The sequence below is a fragment of the Marinovum sp. genome (genome assembly GCF_048263515.1).
Classification (GTDB): domain Bacteria; phylum Pseudomonadota; class Alphaproteobacteria; order Rhodobacterales; family Rhodobacteraceae; genus Marinovum.
In genome coordinates this window covers 84,972-104,185 of record NZ_JBLXEC010000008.1, presented here as the reverse complement: position 1 = coordinate 104,185, position 19,214 = coordinate 84,972, and the positions used below count along the sequence as shown (strand labels likewise).

Genomic DNA, 19,214 nt, shown 5'->3' with positions numbered 1-19,214 from the left:
TCCCGGGCTTGACCCGGGACCTCTCAACGTTTGCACCGCACCAGGAGATCCCGGGTCAAGCCCGGGATGACGGCCTGAATCCCCCGCGCCGCGCCCCCCGCACCCCACCGCCCGACCGCCCGGACACCTTGACCCCGGGGCGGGCAGCGATAGGGTCTGGAGCCAAATCACCGGCCAAAAGGAGCCATGAATGACCCAGCGTCTGCACCTTGTCTTTGGTGGCGAGCTTGTCGATCCTTCGGGAACCATCTTCAAGAACGTCGATGACATTCACGTGGTCGGGATCTTCCCCGATTACCAATCCGCCTACAATGCCTGGAAATCCGAGGCCCAGCGCACCGTGGACAATGCCCACATGCGCTATTTCATCTCGCATCTGCACCGGATGCTGGACGAAGAGGCCGAGACCTCGCCGACGCAAGAGGTTGAAAGCTGACCGACCCGTCCCGCCCCCTGACCGTCCAGGCCCACCTGGCCTGGGCCCGCCGCCGCGAGCGCCAGGACAGGACCTATCCGGAGCGGCCCGAGGGCCTTCTGGTCTGGGTCCATGCCACTCGCGGCGAACGGATTTCGGCGATCATGCAATTGGCCGCGCGGTTGATTTCGCAGCGGCCAGAAGCCTATGTGCTCGTCACCCTGGCGCCGGGGGTGACCGGTCCGAAGCGGCTCAAGAAACACATCATCATGGTGCAGGCCCCCGGCATCCACCCCGACGACATGCGCGATTTCCTGGCCCATTGGCGGCCCGAGCTCTGCCTCTGGACCTGTGGCGATCTGATTGCCTCGCACGTGGTGACGGCGGCCGAGGCGGGGCTGGCGCTCTATCTCGTCGATGCGCGCGAGGATGGCTTCGATGCTCGGCCGGTGCCCTTTCTGCCCGACCCGACGCCGCTGTTGCTGGAATATTTCACCGTGGTCATGGCCTCTGACGCCAATGCCGCCCGGCGGCTGCGCCGGTTCGGGCTGGCCGAGGAGGACCTGACCATCACCGGCCCCCTGCAGGAGGGCAGCGCCGCCATCGGCTGCAACCAGAGCGACTTGGCCGACCTGCGCAAGTCGATCGGCACACGCCCGGTCTGGCTGGCGGCGATGGTGCAGCCGGAAGAGCTGACCACCGTGCTGCGCGCCCATCGCGCGGTGTCGTCCTGGGCGCACAGGCTCCTGCTGATCATCGTGCCGGACAAGCCGGAGATGGGCGACGACATGGCCCGCCGGATGGAGCGCGGCGGCATGACCTTCACCCGCTGGTCCGACAGCGAATTTCCCGACGAGACCACCGAGGTGCACCTGGCCGACACCTATGGCGAGATGGGGTTGTGGTACCGGTTGGCGCCGGTCTCCTTCATGGCCTCGTCGCTGGTGGCGGGCCATGGCGGCTGCGATCCCTTCGAGCCGGCGGCGCTGGGCTCGGCCATCCTCTATGGTCCCAACATCGGCCGCCACCTGCATGCCTATTCCCGCCTGGCCGAGGCTGGCGCGGCGCGGATCGTGCGCGACACCGACACGCTGACCACCGCGCTCAAGCAGCTGGTGGCGCCGGACCGCGCCGCCGCGATGTCGCTGGCGGCCTGGGAGATCGTGTCAGAGGGCGCGCATGTCTCCGACCGGATCATGGACCTGATCCAGGACACGCTCGACCTGGCCGAGGTGACCTGATGCGCGCGCCCGGTTTCTGGTTCACCGCGCCCGACCGGCCGGCGCTGGCGGCCCGCGCGCTGAAGCCTCTGGGCGCGCTGACCGCCCGCGCCACAGCGCGGCGGGTGGCGCGACCGCCCGACCTGCGCGCCTCGGTCCCGGTGATCTGCGTCGGCAACCTGAATGCCGGCGGCACCGGCAAGACGCCGACGACGATGGACCTGCTGCTGCGGTTGATGGCGCGGGGACGGAAGCCCTTTGTGCTGTCGCGCGGCCATGGCGGGGCGCTTGCAGGCCCGGTGCTGGTCGACCCCAAGGCGCATGGCGCGGCGGATGTCGGTGACGAGCCGCTGCTGCTGGCGGCCTTTGCCCCGGTGGTGGTGGCGCGGGACCGCGCCCTTGGCGCGCGGTTGGCGATTGCCGAAGGGGCCGACGTGTTGGTGATGGACGATGGCTTTCAGAACCCCGGGTTGGCCAAGGACCTGTCGGTGATCGTGGTGGATGCGGCGAAGGGGTTCGGAAACGGGCTCTGTCTGCCGGCGGGGCCTTTGCGGGAACCGGTAGCAGCGGGGCTGGCGCGGGCCGATCTGCTGCTGTCCATCGGGCCGGAGCCGGCGCAGCGGGAGTTTGCCGCGATTTTGGGCGGGGCGATTGATCTGCCGCATGTGACGGGACGGCTGGAGCCCTTGCAGACCGGGATGGACTGGCAGGGCCTGCCGGTGCTGGCCTTTGCCGGCATCGGACATCCGGAGAAGTTCTTTGCCACCTTGCGGGGCTTGGGCGCCGATCTGCGGCGCGGCGAGGCGCTGGAGGATCACCAGCCGCTGACCCCGGCGCTGATGGCACGGCTCGAGAGTGAGGCAGCGGCCCAGGGGGCGCAGCTGGTCTGCACCGAGAAGGACGCGGTGCGGCTGCCTGTGGAGTTCCGGCAGAAGGTGCTGACCTTGCCGGTGCGTCTGGTTGTCGGCGAGGATGCGGCGCTGGAGGCGGCCTTGGACAGGGTTTTGTAGCGACAATCGATTGATGCCCGGGGCGCGGAATCAAGGCCGCAGGCCGCCGCGCCATCGTCATGCCAGAGGCATGCCTTCGGCATGACCCGCCCCCCGGGGCGGCGATTTGTCTGTCGTATGCGCCTCGCTCGGAGCTTCTGCGGATTTGGCAGGGATAAAGCGCTGCCGAACGCAGGAAGGAACGCCACCCCACGGGTCGGCGATGGCGCGGCTTGGGCTTGAAGGACACAGGTTGCGTTTTGTTTTTGAGTTTCGCTCAGAGAAATCTGCCCGGGCGCGGAATCAAGGCCGCAGGCCGCCGCGCCATCGCCGACCCGCCCCCTGGGGCGGCGATTTGTCTGTCGTATGCACCTCGCTTGGAGCTTTTTCGGACTTGGCTGGGATAAAGCGCTGCCGAATGACGGTTGGATCGCCACCCCACGGGTCGGCGATGGCACGGCTTGGGCTTGAAGGACAAAGGTTCAGTTACCGCCCAGGCAATTCTACCTAGGCGCGGTATCAAGGCCGCAGACCGCCGCGCCATCGTCATGCCAGAGGCATGCCTTCGGCATGACCCGCCCCCGGGGCGGCGATTTGTCTGTCGTATGCGCTTCGCCCGGAGCTTCTTCGGACATGGCTGGGATAAAGCACTGCCGAATTGAGATTGGTCGCCGCCCCACGGGTCGGCGATGGCGCGGCTTGCGCAGAAGACATGGGCAGGCCGCCAGACAGATTGCATATCTGCCCTTGATGGACACGCCCCGCCGCCCGATATAGTCAGGTCCAATGGCCCAGAAGAAACAGACAGATCCGAACTACAAGGTGCTCGCGGAAAACCGCCGGGCGCGCTACGACTATGCCATCGAGGATGACATCGAATGCGGCATGATCCTCACCGGCTCGGAGGTCAAATCCCTGCGTGAGACCTCGGCCAATATCGCCGAGAGCTATGCCGCCGTCGAAGAGGGCGAGCTCTGGCTGGTGAACTCCTACATCGCGCCTTACAACCGCGCCATGTTCCCGCATGAGGAACGCCGCCGCCGCAAGCTTCTGGTGAGCCGCAAGGAACTGTCGCGCCTGTGGAACGAGACCCAGCGCAAGGGCATGACCCTGGTGCCGCTGGTGCTCTATTTCAATCACAAGGGCCTGGCCAAGCTCAAGATCGGCATCGCCAAGGGCAAGAAGAACTACGACAAGCGCGCCACCGATGCCAAGCGCGACTGGAACCGCCAGAAACAGCGGCTGCTCAAGGACGGCTGACCTCGTCAGCCAGGCCCTGACCTTTGTCACCCTTGTTTCCCTCCCGGCGCTTGGCTAGGAAGGGCCAATCGCTTTTCAGGGGGATTTATGGCGCAGGACGATCCCGGAACGCTGGTCTCGACCGGTTGGTTGGCTCAACACCTCAAGGATCCGGATCTTCGCATCCTGGATGCCAGCTGGCACATGCCCGACGCGGGCCGTGACGCCCGCGGGGAATACGAGGCCGGGCATATCCCCGGCGCGCGGTTCTTCGACATCGACGAGATCAGCGACGCCCGTTCCGACCTGCCGCACATGGTGCCGCCGGTCGAGAAATTCATGAGCCGGATGCGGGCGCTGGGCGTCGGTGACGGCCACCAGGTGGTGGTCTATGACAGCACCGGGCTGTTTTCGGCGGCTAGGGTCTGGTGGCTGTTCCGGCTGATGGGTCAGGAAAACGTCGCCGTGCTCGACGGCGGCCTGCCGAAATGGCGCGCCGAGGGCCGCGAGATCGAGGACATGCCGCCGGTGATCCGCGACCGCCACATGACGGTGCGGGTGCAGAATTCGCTGGTGCGCGACGTGACCCAGGTCAGCGCCGCCACCAAGCTCGGCACCCACGAGATCGTCGATGCCCGCGCTGCCGCGCGCTTTACCGGCGCGGCGAAGGAACCGCGCGAGGGCCTGCGCTCTGGCCATATCCCCGGCGCGCGCAACGTGCCCTACAGCACGCTCCTGAACAGCGACGGCACGATGAAATCACCCGAGGAGACCCGCGCCATCTTCGAGGCGGCCGGCGTCGACCTCACGAAACCGGTCATCACCTCCTGCGGCTCCGGCGTGACCGCGGCGATCCTGTCGCTGGCGCTCGAGCGCATGGGGAAGACCGACCATTCGCTTTATGACGGCTCCTGGGCCGAGTGGGGGCAATTCCCCACCCTGCCCGTAGCCACTGGAGAGGCCTGAAGCCCATGCTGTCACACCTGAAGGAACAACCCGCCGACAAGATCCTCGCGCTGATGAAGATGTATCGCGACGATCCCCGGCCGCAGAAGATCGACCTCGGCGTCGGCGTCTACAAGGATGCCGAGGGCAAGACGCCGATCTTTCGCGCCATCAAGGCGGCGGAAAAGAAGCTCTGGGAACAGGAAGAGACCAAGAGCTATGTCGGCCTGATCGGCGATCCGGCGTACCGCGACGCGCTGGCCGGGCTGATCCTCGGCGATGCGGTGCCCAGCGAGAACATCGCCGGCGCGGCCACCCCCGGTGGCACCGGCGCGGTGCGCCAGTGCTTCGAGCTGGCGCGCATGGCCAACCCTGACGTGCGGGTCTGGGTGTCCGATCCGACTTGGCCGAACCACCTGTCGATCCTCAAGTTCATGGGGCTGCCCTTCACCGAGTACCGCTATTTCGACAGCGAGACCCGGGCGGTGGATTTCGACGGCATGATGGAAGACCTGGCCGAGGCCAAGGCGGGCGACCTCGTGCTGTTGCACGGTTGCTGCCACAACCCGACAGGCGCCAACCTGAACCTGTCGCAATGGCAGGCGGTGACCGATCTGCTGCTGAAGACTGGCGCGACACCGATGATCGACATCGCCTACCAGGGCTTTGGTGACGGTCTCGACGAGGATGCGGCGGGCACCCGGCTGGTGGCTTCTTCGGTGCCGGAGCTGCTGATCGCGGCGTCGTGCTCCAAGAACTTCGGCATCTACCGCGAGCGGGCGGGCCTTGCCATGGCGATCAGCCAGGATGCCGCCCGGCGCGACATCCACGAGGGCGCGCTGGCGCATCTCAACCGGCAGAACTTCTCCTTCCCGCCGGACCACGGCACCCGCCTGGTGACCATGGTGCTTAACGATCCCGAGCTGCGGGCCGACTGGGCCGCCGAGCTCGAGGATATCCGCCTCGGCATGCTCAAGCTGCGCGAGCATCTGGCGGCGGAGCTGCAGGAACAGTCGGGCTCGGACCGCTTCGGCTTTGTCGCCGAGCACCGCGGCATGTTCTCGCGCATCGGCACCACGCCCGACAAGGTCGAGCGCCTGCGCGAAGAGCACGCGATCTACATGGTGGGGGACAGCCGGCTCAACATCGCCGGGCTCAACAAGCACACGGTGCCGATCCTCGCCAAGGCGATCGTTGACGCGGGCATCTGAGCTTTCGGGGCAGGAGGGGGCTCTGCCCCCGTCCGGCAAAGCCGGACTCCCCCGAGGGTATTTGGAGCAAGAGGAAAGCAAGGGCCGGCCTGTCAGGGGCCGGCCCTTGACGTTTGTACGGGTCAGTTTCCGCCGAAGAGGTCGCGCAGAACCTGCTGCAGCACGGTCTCGGCCAGGTTTTCCACCGGGTTGTCGCGGCGCGGTTGCTGGCGTTCGGGTTGCGGCTGTGGCTGGGGTTGCGGCGCCTGCTGCGGTTCCGGCGCCTGCGGCACGTTCATCGGCAGATCGCGCACCGGCACGCCCTCGTGTACCCGCACCATCGTCTCGCGCCAGATCTCGGCCGGCAGGCCGCCGCCGGTCACGCCGGTGAGCGGCGTGTTGTCGTCATAGCCCATCCAGACGCCGGCGACGTAATCGGCGGTGAAGCCGATGAACCAGGCATCGCGGGCCGCCTGGGTGGTGCCGGTCTTGCCAGCGGCCTGGCGGTCCGGCAGGGCGGCGCGGCGGCCGGAGCCCTCGGAGACCACTTTCTCCATCATGTAGACCAGCGAGCGCGCCGCATCCTCCTGGATCACCCGTTCGCCGATGCCGCCGGTGGCGTCCATCATCGGCACGTCCTCGCCCAGGAGCTTCAGCTCGACCAGCCCGTAGGGTGTGACCGCAGAGCCGCCGTTGAGGATGCCGGCATAGGCGCCCACCATCTCGATCAGCGTCGATTCGGAGGCGCCGAGCGCCATCGCCGGTGAATCGGCCAGCGCGCTGTCGATGCCGAAGTCGCGCGCCACCTTTTGCACCAGGTCACGGCCCAGCGCCTCGGAGATCTTGACCGCCGGGATGTTGAGCGAATGCTTCAGCGCATCGGTCAGCGTCACCGTGCCCTTGAAGTCGTTGGTGTAGTTCTTCGGGCACCATTCTCCAGAGCCGGGGATGTCCATGCAGAAGGGCTCGTCCCGGACCTTGTCGAGCGGGCTGTAGCCCATCTCCATCGCGGTGGCATAGACGAAGGGCTTGAACGACGACCCGGTCTGGCGCTGCGCCTGTGTGGCGCGGTTGAAGACGCCCGACACCCGGGTCTTGCGCCCGCCGACCATGCCGCGCACCGCGCCGTCGGCCGACATCACCACGATCGCCGCCTGCGCCTTGGAGCCGTCGCGCACCTTGTTGTCGAAGATGTAGTTCATCGCATCCTCGGCCGCGCTCTGGATGCGCTGGTCGAGCGTGGTGCGGATGATCACGTCCTCGGTGGTGTTGCGGGTAAAGAACTCCGGCCCCGAGGCCATGACCCAATCGGCGAAATAGCCGCCGGCCTCGGCCTCGGCCGCGTCGGAGAGCACCGCCGGGTTGGCCTGGGCGTCGTCGGCCTCGGCCTTGGTCAGGTAGCCCTGTTCCTCCATCAGCCGGATCACCGTGGCGGCACGGCGCTGCGAGCGTTCGAGGTTGTTGGTCGGCGCATAGCGCGAGGGCGCCACCAGCAGACCGGCCAGCATCGCTGCCTCGGCCGGTTCGACCTCGTTGGCGGATTTGCCGAAATAGCGCTGCGAGGCGGCCTCGAAGCCGCGAGAACCTTCGCCGAGGAACGCGCGGTTGAGATAGACGGTCAGGATCTCGTTCTTGGAATACTTGACCTCCATGGCGATGGCATAGGTCGCTTCCTTGATCTTGCGCCAGAGCGAGCCTTCGCGGCACTCGGATTCGTAGGCGCGTTCGCTTTCCCAGTCCTTCTCGTTGTAGGGCGTGCCGAGACAGAGCAGCTTGGCGGTCTGCTGGGTGATGGTCGAGCCACCGTGGCCCGACAGCGGCCCGCGGCCTTCGGAAAGGTTGATCTTGATCGCGCTGGCGACGCCGCGCGGCGAGATGCCGAAGTGGCTGTAGAAGCGCCGGTCCTCGGTGGCGACCACGGCGTTGCGCAGATGCGGGCTGACGGTCTCGGCGTCGATGGCGCCGCCGAATTGTTCGCCGCGCCAGGCAAAGACCTCGCCGGTATTGTCGAGCATGGTGACCGACCCGCGGGCGCGGCCGTCGAGCAGCTCCTGCACCGGCGGCAGGGTCGACCAGTAATAGGCGACACCGGCGGCGATCAGCAGGACGATCACCGCGGTGACCCGCACCACGGATTTCCAGATCACCCCGAAAACCCAGCGCACCAGCATTGCCAGATAGCCCAGCGGCCCGCGCGGCCCCGGCTTGCGAGGCGGCCGGCCGCCGCGGCCACGCCCCTTGGCCGGCGGCTTGGCGCCGGCCTTCGAGGATGTTTTCGAGGCCGTCTTCGAAGCGGTTGCCCCCGACTTCCCGGGGAACCTCCTGTCCGCCACCAACCGCGGTTTCCGGCGTCCGGAATCACTCATGTCACCAACCTGCTCGGGATTATGCCTGTGCCTGTAAAATAGTCCGTCCGACCCCGGATGTTGAGAGCAGGCGGCAGATACTGGCGTTTATTTACCGATCAATTTTTAAGCATAGCTTAAGAATTGTGCAAAAAATGTGCAAATGCTGACGTTTTCGCCGCTGTTTTCCGCGCTCAAATCTTCACCCCGGCCGTGAAGCACCGTTTTTCTGCAACTGCGAAATCCGCGGGCCCCGGGCTCGCTTACCGAAAGGGAAGAACGTGAAACTCATCATTGCGACAATCAAGCCGTTCAAGCTTGAAGAAGTGCGCGAGGCGCTGACCGGCATCGGGGTGCGCGGCATGATGGTGACCGAGATCAAGGGCTTCGGCTCGCAGTCCGGCCATACCGAGATTTACCGTGGCGCGGAATACGCCGTGAACTTCGTGCCCAAGATCAAGCTCGAGATCGTGGTCAGCGCCGCCATGGCCGACCAGGTCGTCGAGACCATCACCACCACCGCCCAGACCGGCAAGATCGGCGACGGCAAGATCTTCGTGCTCGACGTGGCACAGGCCGTGCGCGTGCGCACCGGCGAAACCAATGACGACGCGCTCTGAAGCGACGCGGACATAGGGGATAGGATATCATGAAAACTCTTACCAAACTGGGACTTGTCGCCGCGATGATCGCCGCGCCCAGCCTCGGACTTGCTCAGGATGACGGCCCGGTGCCGGGCGTGAACGCCTCGACCGACAGCGTCTTCATATTCAACTCGCTGCTGTTCCTGATCGGCGGCTTCCTGGTGTTCTGGATGGCCGCGGGTTTCGCCATGCTCGAAGCGGGCCTCGTGCGCGCCAAGAACGTGACCATGCAGCTGACCAAGAACATCGCGCTGTTTTCATTTGCGGCGATCTTCTACTACCTGATCGGCTACAACCTGATGTACCCGCTGGGCACATGGGCGGTTGATGGCATCCTTTCCGGCGTCTGGGGCCCCGGTGTCCTCGAAGCCGTTGGCGTGGCCGCGGCCGATGCCGACGACTACTCCTATGCCTCGACCGGCTCGGACTTCTTCTTCCAGCTGATGTTCTGTGCGGCCACCGCCTCGATCGTCTCGGGCGCCCTGGCCGAGCGCATCAAGCTCTGGCCCTTCCTGATCTTCACCGTGATCCTGACCTCGATCATCTACCCGCTGCAGGCGTCGTGGAAATGGGGCGGCGGTTTCCTGGATGCCATGGGCTTCCTCGACTTCGCCGGTTCGACCGTCGTGCACTCCGTCGGTGGCTGGGCCGCTCTGGCCGGCGCGCTGATCCTCGGGCCGCGTATCGGCAAATACACCAAGGATGGCCGCACCGTGCCGATCCCGGGCCACAACCTGGCGCTGGCGACCCTCGGGACCTTCATCCTGTGGCTCGGCTGGTTCGGCTTCAACGGCGGCTCGCAGCTTGCCATGGGCACCGTGGGTGACGTCGCCGACATCAGCCGCATCTTCGCCAACACCAACACTGCCGCCGCCGGTGGCGCCGTGGCCGCGCTGATCCTGACGCAGCTGCTCTACAAGAAGCCCGACCTCACCATGGTGCTCAACGGTGCGCTGGCCGGCCTGGTGTCGATCACCGCCGAGCCGCTGACCCCCACGCTGGGTTCTGCCACCCTGATCGGGGCCGTCGGTGGCGTGATCGTGGTCTTCGCCGTGCCCTTCCTCGACAAGCTCAAGATCGACGACGTGGTCGGCGCCATCCCGGTGCACCTCTTCGCCGGCATCTGGGGCACCATCGCCGTGGTCTTCACCAATGGGGATGCGTCGATCGGCACGCAGCTCTACTCGATCATCGTCGTCGGTGTCTTCACCTTCGTGGTCTCGGGTGTGATCTGGTTCATCCTCAAGGCAACCACGGGTATCCGGGTCGGCGAGGAAGACGAGATCAACGGTCTCGACATGGCCGAGCTGGGCATGGAAGCCTACCCCGAGTTCTCCAAGGGCTGAGGTTCCGAAGTCTGAAAAATCTGGAAAGGCGCGGGGGAGCCCGCGCCTTTTTCCGTTTGTGCAATGCTCCGAGCCGCGCATTGTCGGGCCGCGGTGCGGCGAACCACCAAAGGTCGGCCGCCGGCCAAATCCGCAAAAGATCAGATCGAAGCGCGCAGGTCGGCCAAATCGCCGCGCCGTGGAGGCGGCCCGGCGATGCGCGGCGGCCTCTGGCCGCTGTTAACGCGCACGTGACACAAGACCCCACGGCAGCACCCAACCCCCACATTCCCCCCTCGCAGAATCAAATGCCCTCATGCTAGGTTTTGGGGTATGAAGGACCAGCCCCCCAATATCCGCGACAGAGACGCGCCAGAGATCCGCCAGCTCGACGACGCGGCGGTCAACCGCATTGCCGCTGGAGAAGTGGTCGAACGCCCGGCCTCTGCCGTCAAGGAGCTGGTCGAAAACGCCCTCGACGCCGGCGCCACGCGGATCGAGATCGACATCGCCGCCGGCGGCAAGAGCCTGATCCGGGTCCGCGACAACGGCTGCGGCATGACGCCCGACCAACTGCCCCTCGCGCTGTCTCGCCACGCCACCTCCAAGATCGACGGTTCCGACCTGCTCGACATCCATTCCTTCGGTTTCCGCGGCGAGGCGCTGCCCTCGCTGGGCGCGGTGGGCCGGCTCACAATCACCTCGCGCGCGGGCGCTCAGGAGGCCGCGGTGATCCATGTCGAAGGTGGCGACCAGGGGCCGGTCAAACCCGCGGCCTGCAACCGTGGCACCACCGTCGAGCTGCGCGACCTTTTCTTCGCCACCCCGGCTCGGCTCAAGTTCCTGCGCTCGGACCGGGCCGAGACCCAGGCGATCTCCGACGTCGTCAAGCGGCTGGCGATGGCCGAGCCCTTCGTCGGCTTCCTCCTGCGCGATGTCACCGGCCAGCAGGAGCGGGTCAGCTTCCGCGCCGAGCCGCAGTCGGGCGAGCTCTTCGATGCCCTGAACGGCCGGCTCAGCCAGATCCTCGGGCGCGAGTTCACCGAGAACGCCGTGCCGCTCGATGCCGAACGTGACGGGCTGCATCTCACCGGCTTTGCCGCGCTGCCGACCTATTCGCGCGGCTCGGCCGTCGCGCAATACATGTTCGTCAACGGTCGCCCGGTCCGCGACAAGCTGTTCTACGGCGCGCTGCGCGGCGCCTATGCCGATTTCCTGTCGCGCGACCGGCACCCGGCGGTGGCGCTTTTTGTCGATTGCGATCCGCATCTGGTCGACGTCAACGTGCACCCCGCCAAATCCGAAGTGCGCTTTCGCGACCCCGGCCTCGCCCGCGGCCTCATCGTCTCGGGCCTGCGGCATGCGCTGGCCAATGCCGGCCACCGCGCCTCGACCACCGTTGCCGGCGCGACGCTGGGCGCCATGCGACCGGAGCAGACCGAGCCCCGGGTCTACCAGATGGACCGTCCGCGCCTCGACCGCCCCGGCCCGGCGGCGCGCCAGGCCGCCTATCAGGCGCAGAGCCCCGGCTTTGCCGAAATGGCGCAGAGCTACAGCGCCAGGGTCGAGCCTGCGCCCATGCGCGAGGAGAGCCCGCACGAGCTTGAAGAGCCGGTGCCGCATCATCCGCTGGGCGCCGCCCGCGCGCAGCTGCACGAGAACTACATCGTCGCCCAGACCGAGACCGGCATCGTCATCGTCGACCAGCACGCCGCGCATGAGCGGCTGGTCTACGAGCGGCTGAAGCGCCAGGCGGCGGAAAACGGCATCGCCGCCCAGGCGCTGCTGATCCCCGAGGTGGTCGAGCTCTCCGACACCGATTGCGCGCTGCTGCTGGAACATGCCGACACGCTTTCCGAGCTGGGCCTGACGCTCGAGCCTTTCGGCGGCGGCGCTGTCGCCGTGCGCGAAACCCCGGCGATCCTCGGCGAGGTCAATGCCGAGGCGCTGCTCCGCGACATCCTCGACGAGTTGCATGACCTCGGCCAATCCGCCCAGCTGCGCGAGCGCATCGACGCCATCCTCAGCCGCGTCGCCTGTCATGGCTCGATCCGCTCGGGCCGCCGGATGCAGGCGGACGAGATGAACGCCCTCCTGCGCGAGATGGAGGCGACGCCGCATTCCGGCCAATGCAACCACGGCCGGCCGACCTATGTGGAGCTCAGGCTCTCCGACATCGAGCGGCTTTTCGGCCGCACATGATCCAGCTCGGCGACACCGTACTGGCGCTGGACGACCCGCAGGTCCTGGCGCTGCTGGCCGCTGCGGCCTTCCTGCTGCTGGTGCTCTGGCTGCTGGTCTCCACCGCCCGCGCCGCCGCGCGCTCGGCCCGGCTGGCCGAGCCGCTGGCGCAGCAGATGGGCATGCTGGGCCACCGGGTGCAGAGCCTGGGCGAGGGGCAGGAGCGGCTGGCCGGCGGGCTGCATCACGTGTCCGAGGCGCAGGCGCAGAGCCAGATCAAGATGCTGCAGCTGATGGAGCAGCGACTGGGGCAGGTGCAGCAGCAGATGCAGGAGAACCTGCACGGTTCGGCCCGGCGCACCGCCAAGAGCCTGGGAGAACTGCAGGAGCGGCTCTCGGCCATCGACAAGGCGCAGGACAATATCACCAAGCTGTCTGGCGACGTGCTGTCGCTGCAGGATATCCTCTCGAACAAGCAGACGCGCGGCGCCTTCGGGGAAATCCAGCTTAACGACATCGTCACCAAGGCGCTGCCCTCGGACAGCTACACCCTGCAGGCGACGCTTTCGAATGGCCGGCGGGTCGATTGCCTGATCCACCTGCCCAACCCGCCGGGGCCGATTGCCGTCGACTCGAAGTTCCCGCTCGAGGCCTATGAGGCCCTGCGCCGCGCCGACAGTCCCGAACGCGCGCAGCGCGCCGCGCAGATGCTGCGGCAGTCTCTGTGCAAGCACATCCGCGACATTGCCGAGCGCTATATCCTCGACGGCGAGACCGCCGAGGGCGCGCTGATGTTCCTGCCGTCAGAGGCGATCTACGCCGAGCTGCACGCCAATTTCCCCGAGGTGGTGCGCGAGGGCTTTGCCGCCCGGGTCTGGATCGTCTCGCCAACGACTTGCATGGCGACGCTCAACACCATGCGCGCGATTCTCAAGGACGCCCGGATGCGCGAACAGGCCGGGGCGATCCGCCGCGAGCTGGGGCTGCTCTTTGCCGATGTCGAGCGGCTGGGCACGCGGGTCGAGAACCTCGACCGGCATTTCGGTCAGGCGGCCAAGGATATCTCCGAGATCAAGATCAGCGCCGACAAGGCCGGTCGCCGGGCGCGGCGGCTCGACAATTTTGACTTCGAGGAGATCGCGCCGGAGGGTGGTGAGAACGTGGTGCCTTTGCCGCGGACGTGATCGGGCCCTCATGGTTGGCGTGATGGCAAAGCCCTGGTTCGTGCGTAGGGTGGGTCTGTGACCCACCGCCCCCGACGACCGGCCCGCCTCGCTGGGTCACAGACCCACCCTACGTGAGGTCCGGGACGGCGCAGCGCAAAGCGGTAGCCCTACCTCAAATCCCGAGGAACGGCTGCACCAGCCGGGGCAGCCAGCCGCGGAACCTGAGCGGGGCGTCGGTCACCGCGAGGCAGATGCAATCCTCGCCGATATCGGCAATCGGCGTGTGTTCGTCGGCTTCGGTGGCGACCTCGACATCGCCGGGGCCGAAACGCGCGGCCTCGTCGTAGAACGCCCCCCGCAGCACCAACGTCAGCTCCAGCCCCTTGTGGCCATGGTCGGGCATCGCCGCGCCCGCCGGGATGTAGAGCAGCCGCGCGGTGGCCTCTGACGAGGTCTTGAGCACCGCCTGCCGGACCCCCATGCCGACCGGGCGCCATTTCACCTCTGACAAGCTGCCGCCGATGTAGCCGGCCAGCGGCCCGGGGACGTCGCTGGCAGCAGACACCCTTTGCGCGGCCTCTGGCGCGGCGTGGATCAGCGCCAAGGCCGAGGCCAGGGCGTCGGGGCGCATCTCGGCGCTTTCGACCTCGGCCAGCACCGTCCCGCCCAGGGCGTCATAGCTCTCGACGGCGGCGCGGCAGGCGTCGCACATCGACACATGGGTCGCCACGGCGAGGTTGAAGGCCTCTGGCAGGCTGCCTGCGGAATAGGCCATCAGCAGCGCGTCGGTCAGGTGGTGGGTGATCTCGTCGGTCATGGCTTGGTCACTTCATGGCATGGCGCAGCCGGTCGAGCGCCAGTCGGATGCGGGATTTGATCGTGCCGAGCGGCAGGCCGGTGGCCTCGGCGATCTCGCCGTGGCTCATCTCGCCGAAATAGGCCTGCTGGATCAGCGCGCGTTGCTTCTCGGGCAGGCCGGCAATGGCTTGTCTCAACTGTTGGCTCTCCTGCTGCAGCGCCAGCACATCGGCCTGGTCGGGCTCTGCCCCGGGGCCCCAGGTCAGCTCTTCCGGCTCGGGCCGGCGTTGGCGGCGCAGCACGTCGATGCGCTTGTTGCGCGCGATGGTGAAAATCCATGTGGCAACGCTGGCGCGTGAGGGATCGAATAGATGCGCCTTTTGCCAGAGGGTGACCATCACCTCCTGGGCGCATTCCTCGGCGATCACCGGATCGCCGCCGGAGCGCATCAGGAAGGCTTTCACCCGCGGCGCGAAGTGCGCAAAGAGCTCGGCAAAGGCCGTCTCGTCCCGCGCGTCGCGAATGCGGATGACATGGGCGACCCAGTCGGCCCGCGCTGGCGCAGCTTTCATCTCTTTGCCCTGGTTCCTCTGCCTCACGGGGGCACAGCCCCCCGGCACATAAAACGGGGAAAGCGGCGGAATGTCACCCGCCTGATGGGTGTTTGTTGCGCTCAGCATGACAGGGGTACGGCGGTGCCGGGCAAACGGATCACCGGAAATGCCGGAATTCTTTTTCATCCGGTTGCGGTGCCCGGCCGTAGACACCGATGACCAAGAGCAAAACGCCACAGCCCGACAGGATATCCAGATGCCGTTCGACCCTACCGATCCCTACCGCCGCAGGATTGCCGTCATCGGCGGAGGCATCTCGGGCCTCGGGGCTGCGCATTTCCTCGCCGACAGTGCCGAGGTGACGCTCTTCGAGGCCGGGCCGCGCCTGGGGGGACACGCCCGCACGGTGCTGGCGGGGCAAAGCGGCCAACAGCCGGTCGACACCGGCTTCATCGTCTTCAACTACGCCAATTATCCGCGGTTGGCCGCGTTGTTCCATGAGCTCGACGTTCCTGTGGCGAAGAGCAACATGAGCTTCGCCGCCAGCCTTCGCGGCGGCGAGATGGAATACGGGCTGGAAAACCTCAAGGCGGTGTTCAGCCAGCGCCGCAACATGTTCAATCCGCGCTTCCTCGGAATGATCCGCGATATCCTGCGCTTCAACGCCCGCGCGCTCGAAACCGCGCGCGATCGGCACCAGCCGCTGGGCGATTTCCTCGCTGAGCTGGGCACCGGCGACTGGTTCCGCGACTATTATCTGCTGCCGCTTTCGGGGGCGATCTGGTCGACCCCGCCAGAGCAGATCATGCAGTTCCCGGCGCAGGCGCTGATCCAGTTCTTCGAAAACCACGCGCTGCTCAGCCACACCGGCCAGCATCAATGGTACACGGTGCAGGGCGGCTCGGTGGAATATGTCCGGCGGCTGGAAACCAGCCTGCGCCGGCGGCTGGTCGACCTGCGGGTCAAGGCGCCGGTGCAGTCGGTGCGGCGCTTTGCCGACCGGGTCGAGGTCAAGACGCCGGGCCGCGGCTGGGAGGTCTTTGACGAGCTGGTCATGGCCACCCATTCCGACGACAGTCTCAGGCTGCTGGCCGATCCCGCGCCGGAAGAGACCCGCGCACTGGGCGCCATCGGTTACCAGCCGAACGAGATCACCCTGCATGCCGATCCCCGCGCCATGCCCAAGCGGCGGGGTTGCTGGTCGTCCTGGAACTACACCGAAGGCCCCAAGGCGCGCGACGGACGGATCGACCTGACCTACTGGATGAACAAGCTGCAGCCGATCCCGGCGAATGACCCGATGTTCGTCACCCTGAACGCCCGCAAACCGATCCGCGAAGAGCTGATCTATGATCAGGTGACCCTGCGTCATCCGGTCTATGACCTGGCCGCGCTGCAGGCGCAGGGCGCGGTGGCGGGCTTCAACGGCGCACGGCGGACCTGGTATTGCGGCGCCTGGATGAAGAACGGCTTTCACGAGGACGGTCTGGCCAGCGCGGCAGACGTGGCCGAACGCATGGTGGCGCAGCCGCGGGTCATGGTGGCGGCGGAATGACGGGCATCGACCATATCGCCGGTCACACCTGGCACGGGCGCAAGGGCGCGGTCGAGAACAGCTTTCGTTACGGGGTCGACTACGTGCTGCTGGATGCCGAGGCGGATGTGCCCGGGCTGCGCCTCTTTGGTCGCAACCGTGCCGGGCTGACCTCCTTGCATGACAGCGACCATGGCGGCGCGCCCAAGGCCGGGCGCGGGGCTGCCTGGGTGCGCGAAGTGCTGGCGCGCTACAATCTGGCACTGACTGGCCCGGTGCTTCTGCTGGCGCAGCCGCGCGTGCTGGGGCATGTGTTCAACCCGGTGAGCTTCTGGCTGATCCATGACGGCCGCGACCGGCTTTGCGCGGTGATTGCCGAGGTGACCAATACCTTCGGCGACCGGCATTGCTACCTCTGCCACAAACCCGACCTTTCGCCCCTCACGGCTGACGACCGCATCACGGCGCAGAAGATACTGCATGTCTCGCCGTTTCAGCCGGTGGCGGGGCAATACATCTTCCGCTTCGACATCCGCGACGACCGCATCGGCATCTGGATCGACCTCGGCACCGGGGCGGGCGGCGGGGTCACCGCGACGCTGACCGGACCGCGCAAACCCCTGACCGATGCGGCGATCCTGCGGTTCTGCCTGCGCCGCCCGTTTGGCGCGCGGCGGGTGCGGGCGCTGATCCACTGGCAGGCGCTCAAACTCTGGTGGAAGGGCGCAACCTATCGCCGCCGGCCGGAGGCGCCGGGCCATGAGGTCAGCCGCTAGGGCTGGCGACCGGCGGGCCGCGTTCTATCTCTGCCACAGCAGCCGCTTGTATCCCGCCCCCGTTGGCGCGATCATCCTCGGCAATTGATTTTCGCAAATTAGGCCCGCCGCGTTCCGCGCCGGTCGGCTCTCAGGAGGCAAGATGACGGATTTCGTAGGAAAACGCTATTGGATCGTGGGCGCAAGCGAAGGCCTCGGCCGGGCGCTGGCGCAAAAGCTCAGCCGGGCCGGCGCGCAGGTCATCCTGTCGGCGCGCAGCGAGGATCGGCTGACCGGGCTGGCGCAGGAACTTCCGGGCCGGGCGCAGGTGCTTCCCTGTGACGTCACCGATGACGAGGCCGTGGCCCGCGCCGCCGCCGAGGCCGGCGAGATCGACGGGCTGGTCTATCTGGCGGGCGTCTACTGGCCGCAGGCGGCGCAGGACTGGAACCCCGAGCAGGTCACCGCAATGTGCGACGTGAACTTCACCGGTGCGGCGCGTGTGCTGGGGCAGGTGGTGCCGGGCATGGTGGCGCGCGGCAGCGGCCATATCGTCATGACCGGCTCGCTCGCCGGCTATCGCGGGCTGCCGGGGGCCACCGGCTATGCTGCCTCCAAGGCCGGTGTCATGGCCATGGCCGAAGCGCTGCATGCCGATCTGAGCGGCACCGGCGTCAAGGTGCAGCTGGTCAACCCCGGCTTCATCCGCACCCGGCTGACCGACAAGAACGATTTCAAGATGCCGGCGCTGATGGAGCCAGAGGCCGCGGCCCGCGCGATCTTCGAGCACATGAACTCCGACGGGTTCGCCAAGAGCTTTCCCGCGCCCTTCGCCTGGCTCTTCCGCTTGGGGAAATTCCTGCCCGACGGGCTCTATTACCGGCTGTTTGCGTAAGATCAAGGACGGCATCGGATCCGCGCGACAAGTCTGTGACGACACCGCAAAAGGAGACGCGAGATGCTGGAAATTTCAGGCTACAAGGTGGCGCAGGTCATCGTCATGGCGCGCGAGCTGGGCCGCGCTGAGGGCGAGTTGCGCGGCTTTCTTGATCGGCTGACGGAGGAAGAGCTGACCTCGCTGGTGGCGGTGATGTGGATCGGGCGCGGCAGTTTCGACGCCGCCGAGCTTGACGAGGCCATCGCCACTGCCCGCGATGAGGCGACGACGCCCACCGCCGATTACCTGCTGGGCACGCCACATCTGCCCGACCATCTGGAAACCGGGCTCGAGGCGCTGGGCATTTCGGCCTCCGAGACCGAAGAGGATGTGATGGGCCGCTAGGCCGGCTCAGCCGGCGCCGCGCAGATCCGCGATCATCGCATCGAGATCGCCACCGCGCCGGTCGATCATCGAGCCGATCTCGGTGCGTTCGGTCAGCAGCAGGTTCACGCCGCCGATCTTCAGGTTGAAGATCAACTCGCGCCCGCCGGCGTCGGACACGGTGAAATCCAGCGCCTGCGGGGCCGCGCCGGGCAGATGCGCGCTGCAGGACACCTCGTGGAAGCTCTTGACCTGCCGCACCTCGGTCACCTCGATGCGCCCGCCGGTGAAATCGCGCAGTCGGGGGCCGTACTTGCGCGCGACATAGCCGGTAAAGGCCTCTTGAAAATCGCGCTTCTGCGCCGCGCTGGCGTTGCGACCATCGAGCCCCAGAACATAGCCCGCAATGCCCGGCACATCGGCGTAGCGTTTGAACAGGCCCTCGAAGTCGGCGGTGCCCGAGGCCCTGGCGATATCCGCCACCAGCGCATCGACCAGCGCCTTGGCGTTGTCCATCGTCAGGGCAAGGGCAGGGCGGGCGGCGAAGTAGAGCGCCACCGCCGCGGCGGTCGTGAGGAACTGTCTCCGCAACATGTCAGGGGTCTCCTTGCAGCATCGGGGATGCAAAACCGCATCAAAGAGGCAATCTCAAA

18 protein-coding genes are annotated in these 19,214 nt (G+C 66.9%); 14 read left to right on the top strand and 4 right to left on the bottom strand.

What is annotated here, in order from left to right:
• Nucleotides 1-190 precede the first annotated feature (190 nt).
• From ACN0SE_RS09965 to ACN0SE_RS09940, 6 genes are all read left to right on the top strand, one after another.
• Entirely contained in the window at nucleotides 191-436 is a 246-nt protein-coding gene (locus ACN0SE_RS09965) for a DUF4170 domain-containing protein (protein ID WP_417524361.1), read from the top strand.
• Nucleotides 433-1,656, top strand: coding sequence for a 3-deoxy-D-manno-octulosonic acid transferase (locus ACN0SE_RS09960; RefSeq protein WP_417524414.1), 1,224 nt, complete (start codon nucleotides 433-435; stop codon nucleotides 1,654-1,656). Before ACN0SE_RS09965 ends, ACN0SE_RS09960 begins: the two co-directional genes overlap by 4 nt.
• A complete protein-coding gene (gene lpxK / locus ACN0SE_RS09955) occupies nucleotides 1,656-2,645 on the top strand; it encodes a tetraacyldisaccharide 4'-kinase (protein WP_417524360.1) in 990 nt (329 codons plus the stop codon). Before ACN0SE_RS09960 ends, lpxK begins: the two co-directional genes overlap by 1 nt.
• Before the next feature lie 765 nt (nucleotides 2,646-3,410).
• Nucleotides 3,411-3,884 (top strand): SsrA-binding protein SmpB, encoded by a 474-nt coding sequence (gene smpB / locus ACN0SE_RS09950; protein ID WP_417524359.1) that lies wholly within the window; start codon nucleotides 3,411-3,413, stop codon nucleotides 3,882-3,884.
• 87 nt (nucleotides 3,885-3,971) lie between these two features.
• Nucleotides 3,972-4,829: a 3-mercaptopyruvate sulfurtransferase gene (sseA, locus tag ACN0SE_RS09945; protein ID WP_417524358.1), complete on the top strand. Its 858-nt coding sequence runs from the start codon at nucleotides 3,972-3,974 to the stop codon at nucleotides 4,827-4,829.
• Nucleotides 4,830-4,834: 5 nt separating this feature from the next.
• Entirely contained in the window at nucleotides 4,835-6,019 is a 1,185-nt protein-coding gene (locus ACN0SE_RS09940) for an aromatic amino acid transaminase (RefSeq protein WP_417524357.1), read from the top strand.
• Between the two features lie 122 nt (nucleotides 6,020-6,141).
• On the opposite strand, the gene ACN0SE_RS09935 is transcribed toward ACN0SE_RS09940, so the two are convergent.
• Nucleotides 6,142-8,364, bottom strand: coding sequence for a transglycosylase domain-containing protein (locus ACN0SE_RS09935; protein ID WP_417524356.1), 2,223 nt, complete (start codon nucleotides 8,362-8,364; stop codon nucleotides 6,142-6,144).
• 260 nt (nucleotides 8,365-8,624) lie between these two features.
• Here ACN0SE_RS09935 and ACN0SE_RS09930 point away from each other — a divergent pair, with 260 nt between their 5' ends.
• The 4 genes from ACN0SE_RS09930 (at nucleotide 8,625) to ACN0SE_RS09915 (ending at nucleotide 13,677) form a co-directional block, all read left to right on the top strand.
• Nucleotides 8,625-8,963, top strand: coding sequence for a P-II family nitrogen regulator (locus tag ACN0SE_RS09930; protein WP_323766114.1), 339 nt, complete (start codon nucleotides 8,625-8,627; stop codon nucleotides 8,961-8,963).
• A 29-nt stretch (nucleotides 8,964-8,992) separates the two neighbouring features.
• Complete coding sequence (locus tag ACN0SE_RS09925) at nucleotides 8,993-10,333, top strand: ammonium transporter (RefSeq protein WP_417524355.1); 1,341 nt, start codon at nucleotides 8,993-8,995, stop codon at nucleotides 10,331-10,333.
• Nucleotides 10,334-10,645: 312 nt separating this feature from the next.
• Nucleotides 10,646-12,514, top strand: coding sequence for a DNA mismatch repair endonuclease MutL (gene mutL, locus ACN0SE_RS09920; protein WP_417524354.1), 1,869 nt, complete (start codon nucleotides 10,646-10,648; stop codon nucleotides 12,512-12,514).
• Nucleotides 12,511-13,677: a DNA recombination protein RmuC gene (locus ACN0SE_RS09915; RefSeq protein WP_417524353.1), complete on the top strand. Its 1,167-nt coding sequence runs from the start codon at nucleotides 12,511-12,513 to the stop codon at nucleotides 13,675-13,677. The genes mutL and ACN0SE_RS09915 overlap by 4 nt, the downstream gene beginning before the upstream one ends.
• A 154-nt stretch (nucleotides 13,678-13,831) precedes the next feature.
• Here ACN0SE_RS09915 and ACN0SE_RS09910 read toward each other — a convergent pair whose 3' ends face one another.
• Both ACN0SE_RS09910 and ACN0SE_RS09905 read right to left on the bottom strand, forming a co-directional pair.
• Nucleotides 13,832-14,476, bottom strand: a complete 645-nt coding sequence (locus tag ACN0SE_RS09910) for a ChrR family anti-sigma-E factor (protein WP_417524352.1) — start codon at nucleotides 14,474-14,476, stop codon at nucleotides 13,832-13,834.
• 7 nt (nucleotides 14,477-14,483) lie between these two features.
• The gene (locus tag ACN0SE_RS09905; protein WP_417524351.1) at nucleotides 14,484-15,029 is read right to left on the bottom strand and encodes a sigma-70 family RNA polymerase sigma factor; all 546 of its coding nucleotides are present in this window, start codon (nucleotides 15,027-15,029) and stop codon (nucleotides 14,484-14,486) included.
• A 238-nt stretch (nucleotides 15,030-15,267) separates the two neighbouring features.
• Here ACN0SE_RS09905 and ACN0SE_RS09900 point away from each other — a divergent pair, with 238 nt between their 5' ends.
• The 4 genes from ACN0SE_RS09900 (at nucleotide 15,268) to ACN0SE_RS09885 (ending at nucleotide 18,582) form a co-directional block, all read left to right on the top strand.
• A complete protein-coding gene (locus tag ACN0SE_RS09900) occupies nucleotides 15,268-16,566 on the top strand; it encodes an NAD(P)/FAD-dependent oxidoreductase (RefSeq protein ID WP_417524350.1) in 1,299 nt (432 codons plus the stop codon).
• Complete coding sequence (locus tag ACN0SE_RS09895; RefSeq protein WP_417524349.1) at nucleotides 16,563-17,321, top strand: DUF1365 domain-containing protein; 759 nt, start codon at nucleotides 16,563-16,565, stop codon at nucleotides 17,319-17,321. The genes ACN0SE_RS09900 and ACN0SE_RS09895 overlap by 4 nt, the downstream gene beginning before the upstream one ends.
• Before the next feature lie 142 nt (nucleotides 17,322-17,463).
• Complete coding sequence (locus tag ACN0SE_RS09890; RefSeq protein WP_417524348.1) at nucleotides 17,464-18,195, top strand: SDR family NAD(P)-dependent oxidoreductase; 732 nt, start codon at nucleotides 17,464-17,466, stop codon at nucleotides 18,193-18,195.
• A 63-nt stretch (nucleotides 18,196-18,258) separates the two neighbouring features.
• Nucleotides 18,259-18,582, top strand: coding sequence for a DUF3775 domain-containing protein (locus tag ACN0SE_RS09885; protein WP_417524347.1), 324 nt, complete (start codon nucleotides 18,259-18,261; stop codon nucleotides 18,580-18,582).
• A gap of 6 nt (nucleotides 18,583-18,588) precedes the next feature.
• Here ACN0SE_RS09885 and ACN0SE_RS09880 read toward each other — a convergent pair whose 3' ends face one another.
• Entirely contained in the window at nucleotides 18,589-19,155 is a 567-nt protein-coding gene (locus tag ACN0SE_RS09880; RefSeq protein WP_417524346.1) for an MlaC/ttg2D family ABC transporter substrate-binding protein, read from the bottom strand.
• Nucleotides 19,156-19,214: the final 59 nt, after the last annotated feature.

What these genes read in the sequence shown, in the direction of transcription:
- ACN0SE_RS09965 (WP_417524361.1), top strand. Translation starts at nt 191, where the DNA reads ATGACCCAGCGTCTGCACCTTGTCTTTGGTGGCGAGCTTGTCGATCCT.
- lpxK (WP_417524360.1), top strand. Translation starts at nt 1,656, where the DNA reads ATGCGCGCGCCCGGTTTCTGGTTCACCGCGCCCGACCGGCCGGCGCTG.
- smpB (WP_417524359.1), top strand. Translation starts at nt 3,411, where the DNA reads ATGGCCCAGAAGAAACAGACAGATCCGAACTACAAGGTGCTCGCGGAA.
- sseA (WP_417524358.1), top strand. Translation starts at nt 3,972, where the DNA reads ATGGCGCAGGACGATCCCGGAACGCTGGTCTCGACCGGTTGGTTGGCT.
- ACN0SE_RS09940 (WP_417524357.1), top strand. Translation starts at nt 4,835, where the DNA reads ATGCTGTCACACCTGAAGGAACAACCCGCCGACAAGATCCTCGCGCTG.
- ACN0SE_RS09935 (WP_417524356.1), bottom strand. Translation starts at nt 8,364, where the DNA reads ATGAGTGATTCCGGACGCCGGAAACCGCGGTTGGTGGCGGACAGGAGG.
- ACN0SE_RS09925 (WP_417524355.1), top strand. Translation starts at nt 8,993, where the DNA reads ATGAAAACTCTTACCAAACTGGGACTTGTCGCCGCGATGATCGCCGCG.
- mutL (WP_417524354.1), top strand. Translation starts at nt 10,646, where the DNA reads ATGAAGGACCAGCCCCCCAATATCCGCGACAGAGACGCGCCAGAGATC.
- ACN0SE_RS09915 (WP_417524353.1), top strand. Translation starts at nt 12,511, where the DNA reads ATGATCCAGCTCGGCGACACCGTACTGGCGCTGGACGACCCGCAGGTC.
- ACN0SE_RS09910 (WP_417524352.1), bottom strand. Translation starts at nt 14,476, where the DNA reads ATGACCGACGAGATCACCCACCACCTGACCGACGCGCTGCTGATGGCC.
- ACN0SE_RS09905 (WP_417524351.1), bottom strand. Translation starts at nt 15,029, where the DNA reads ATGAAAGCTGCGCCAGCGCGGGCCGACTGGGTCGCCCATGTCATCCGC.
- ACN0SE_RS09900 (WP_417524350.1), top strand. Translation starts at nt 15,268, where the DNA reads ATGCCGTTCGACCCTACCGATCCCTACCGCCGCAGGATTGCCGTCATC.
- ACN0SE_RS09895 (WP_417524349.1), top strand. Translation starts at nt 16,563, where the DNA reads ATGACGGGCATCGACCATATCGCCGGTCACACCTGGCACGGGCGCAAG.
- ACN0SE_RS09890 (WP_417524348.1), top strand. Translation starts at nt 17,464, where the DNA reads ATGACGGATTTCGTAGGAAAACGCTATTGGATCGTGGGCGCAAGCGAA.
- ACN0SE_RS09885 (WP_417524347.1), top strand. Translation starts at nt 18,259, where the DNA reads ATGCTGGAAATTTCAGGCTACAAGGTGGCGCAGGTCATCGTCATGGCG.
- ACN0SE_RS09880 (WP_417524346.1), bottom strand. Translation starts at nt 19,155, where the DNA reads ATGTTGCGGAGACAGTTCCTCACGACCGCCGCGGCGGTGGCGCTCTAC.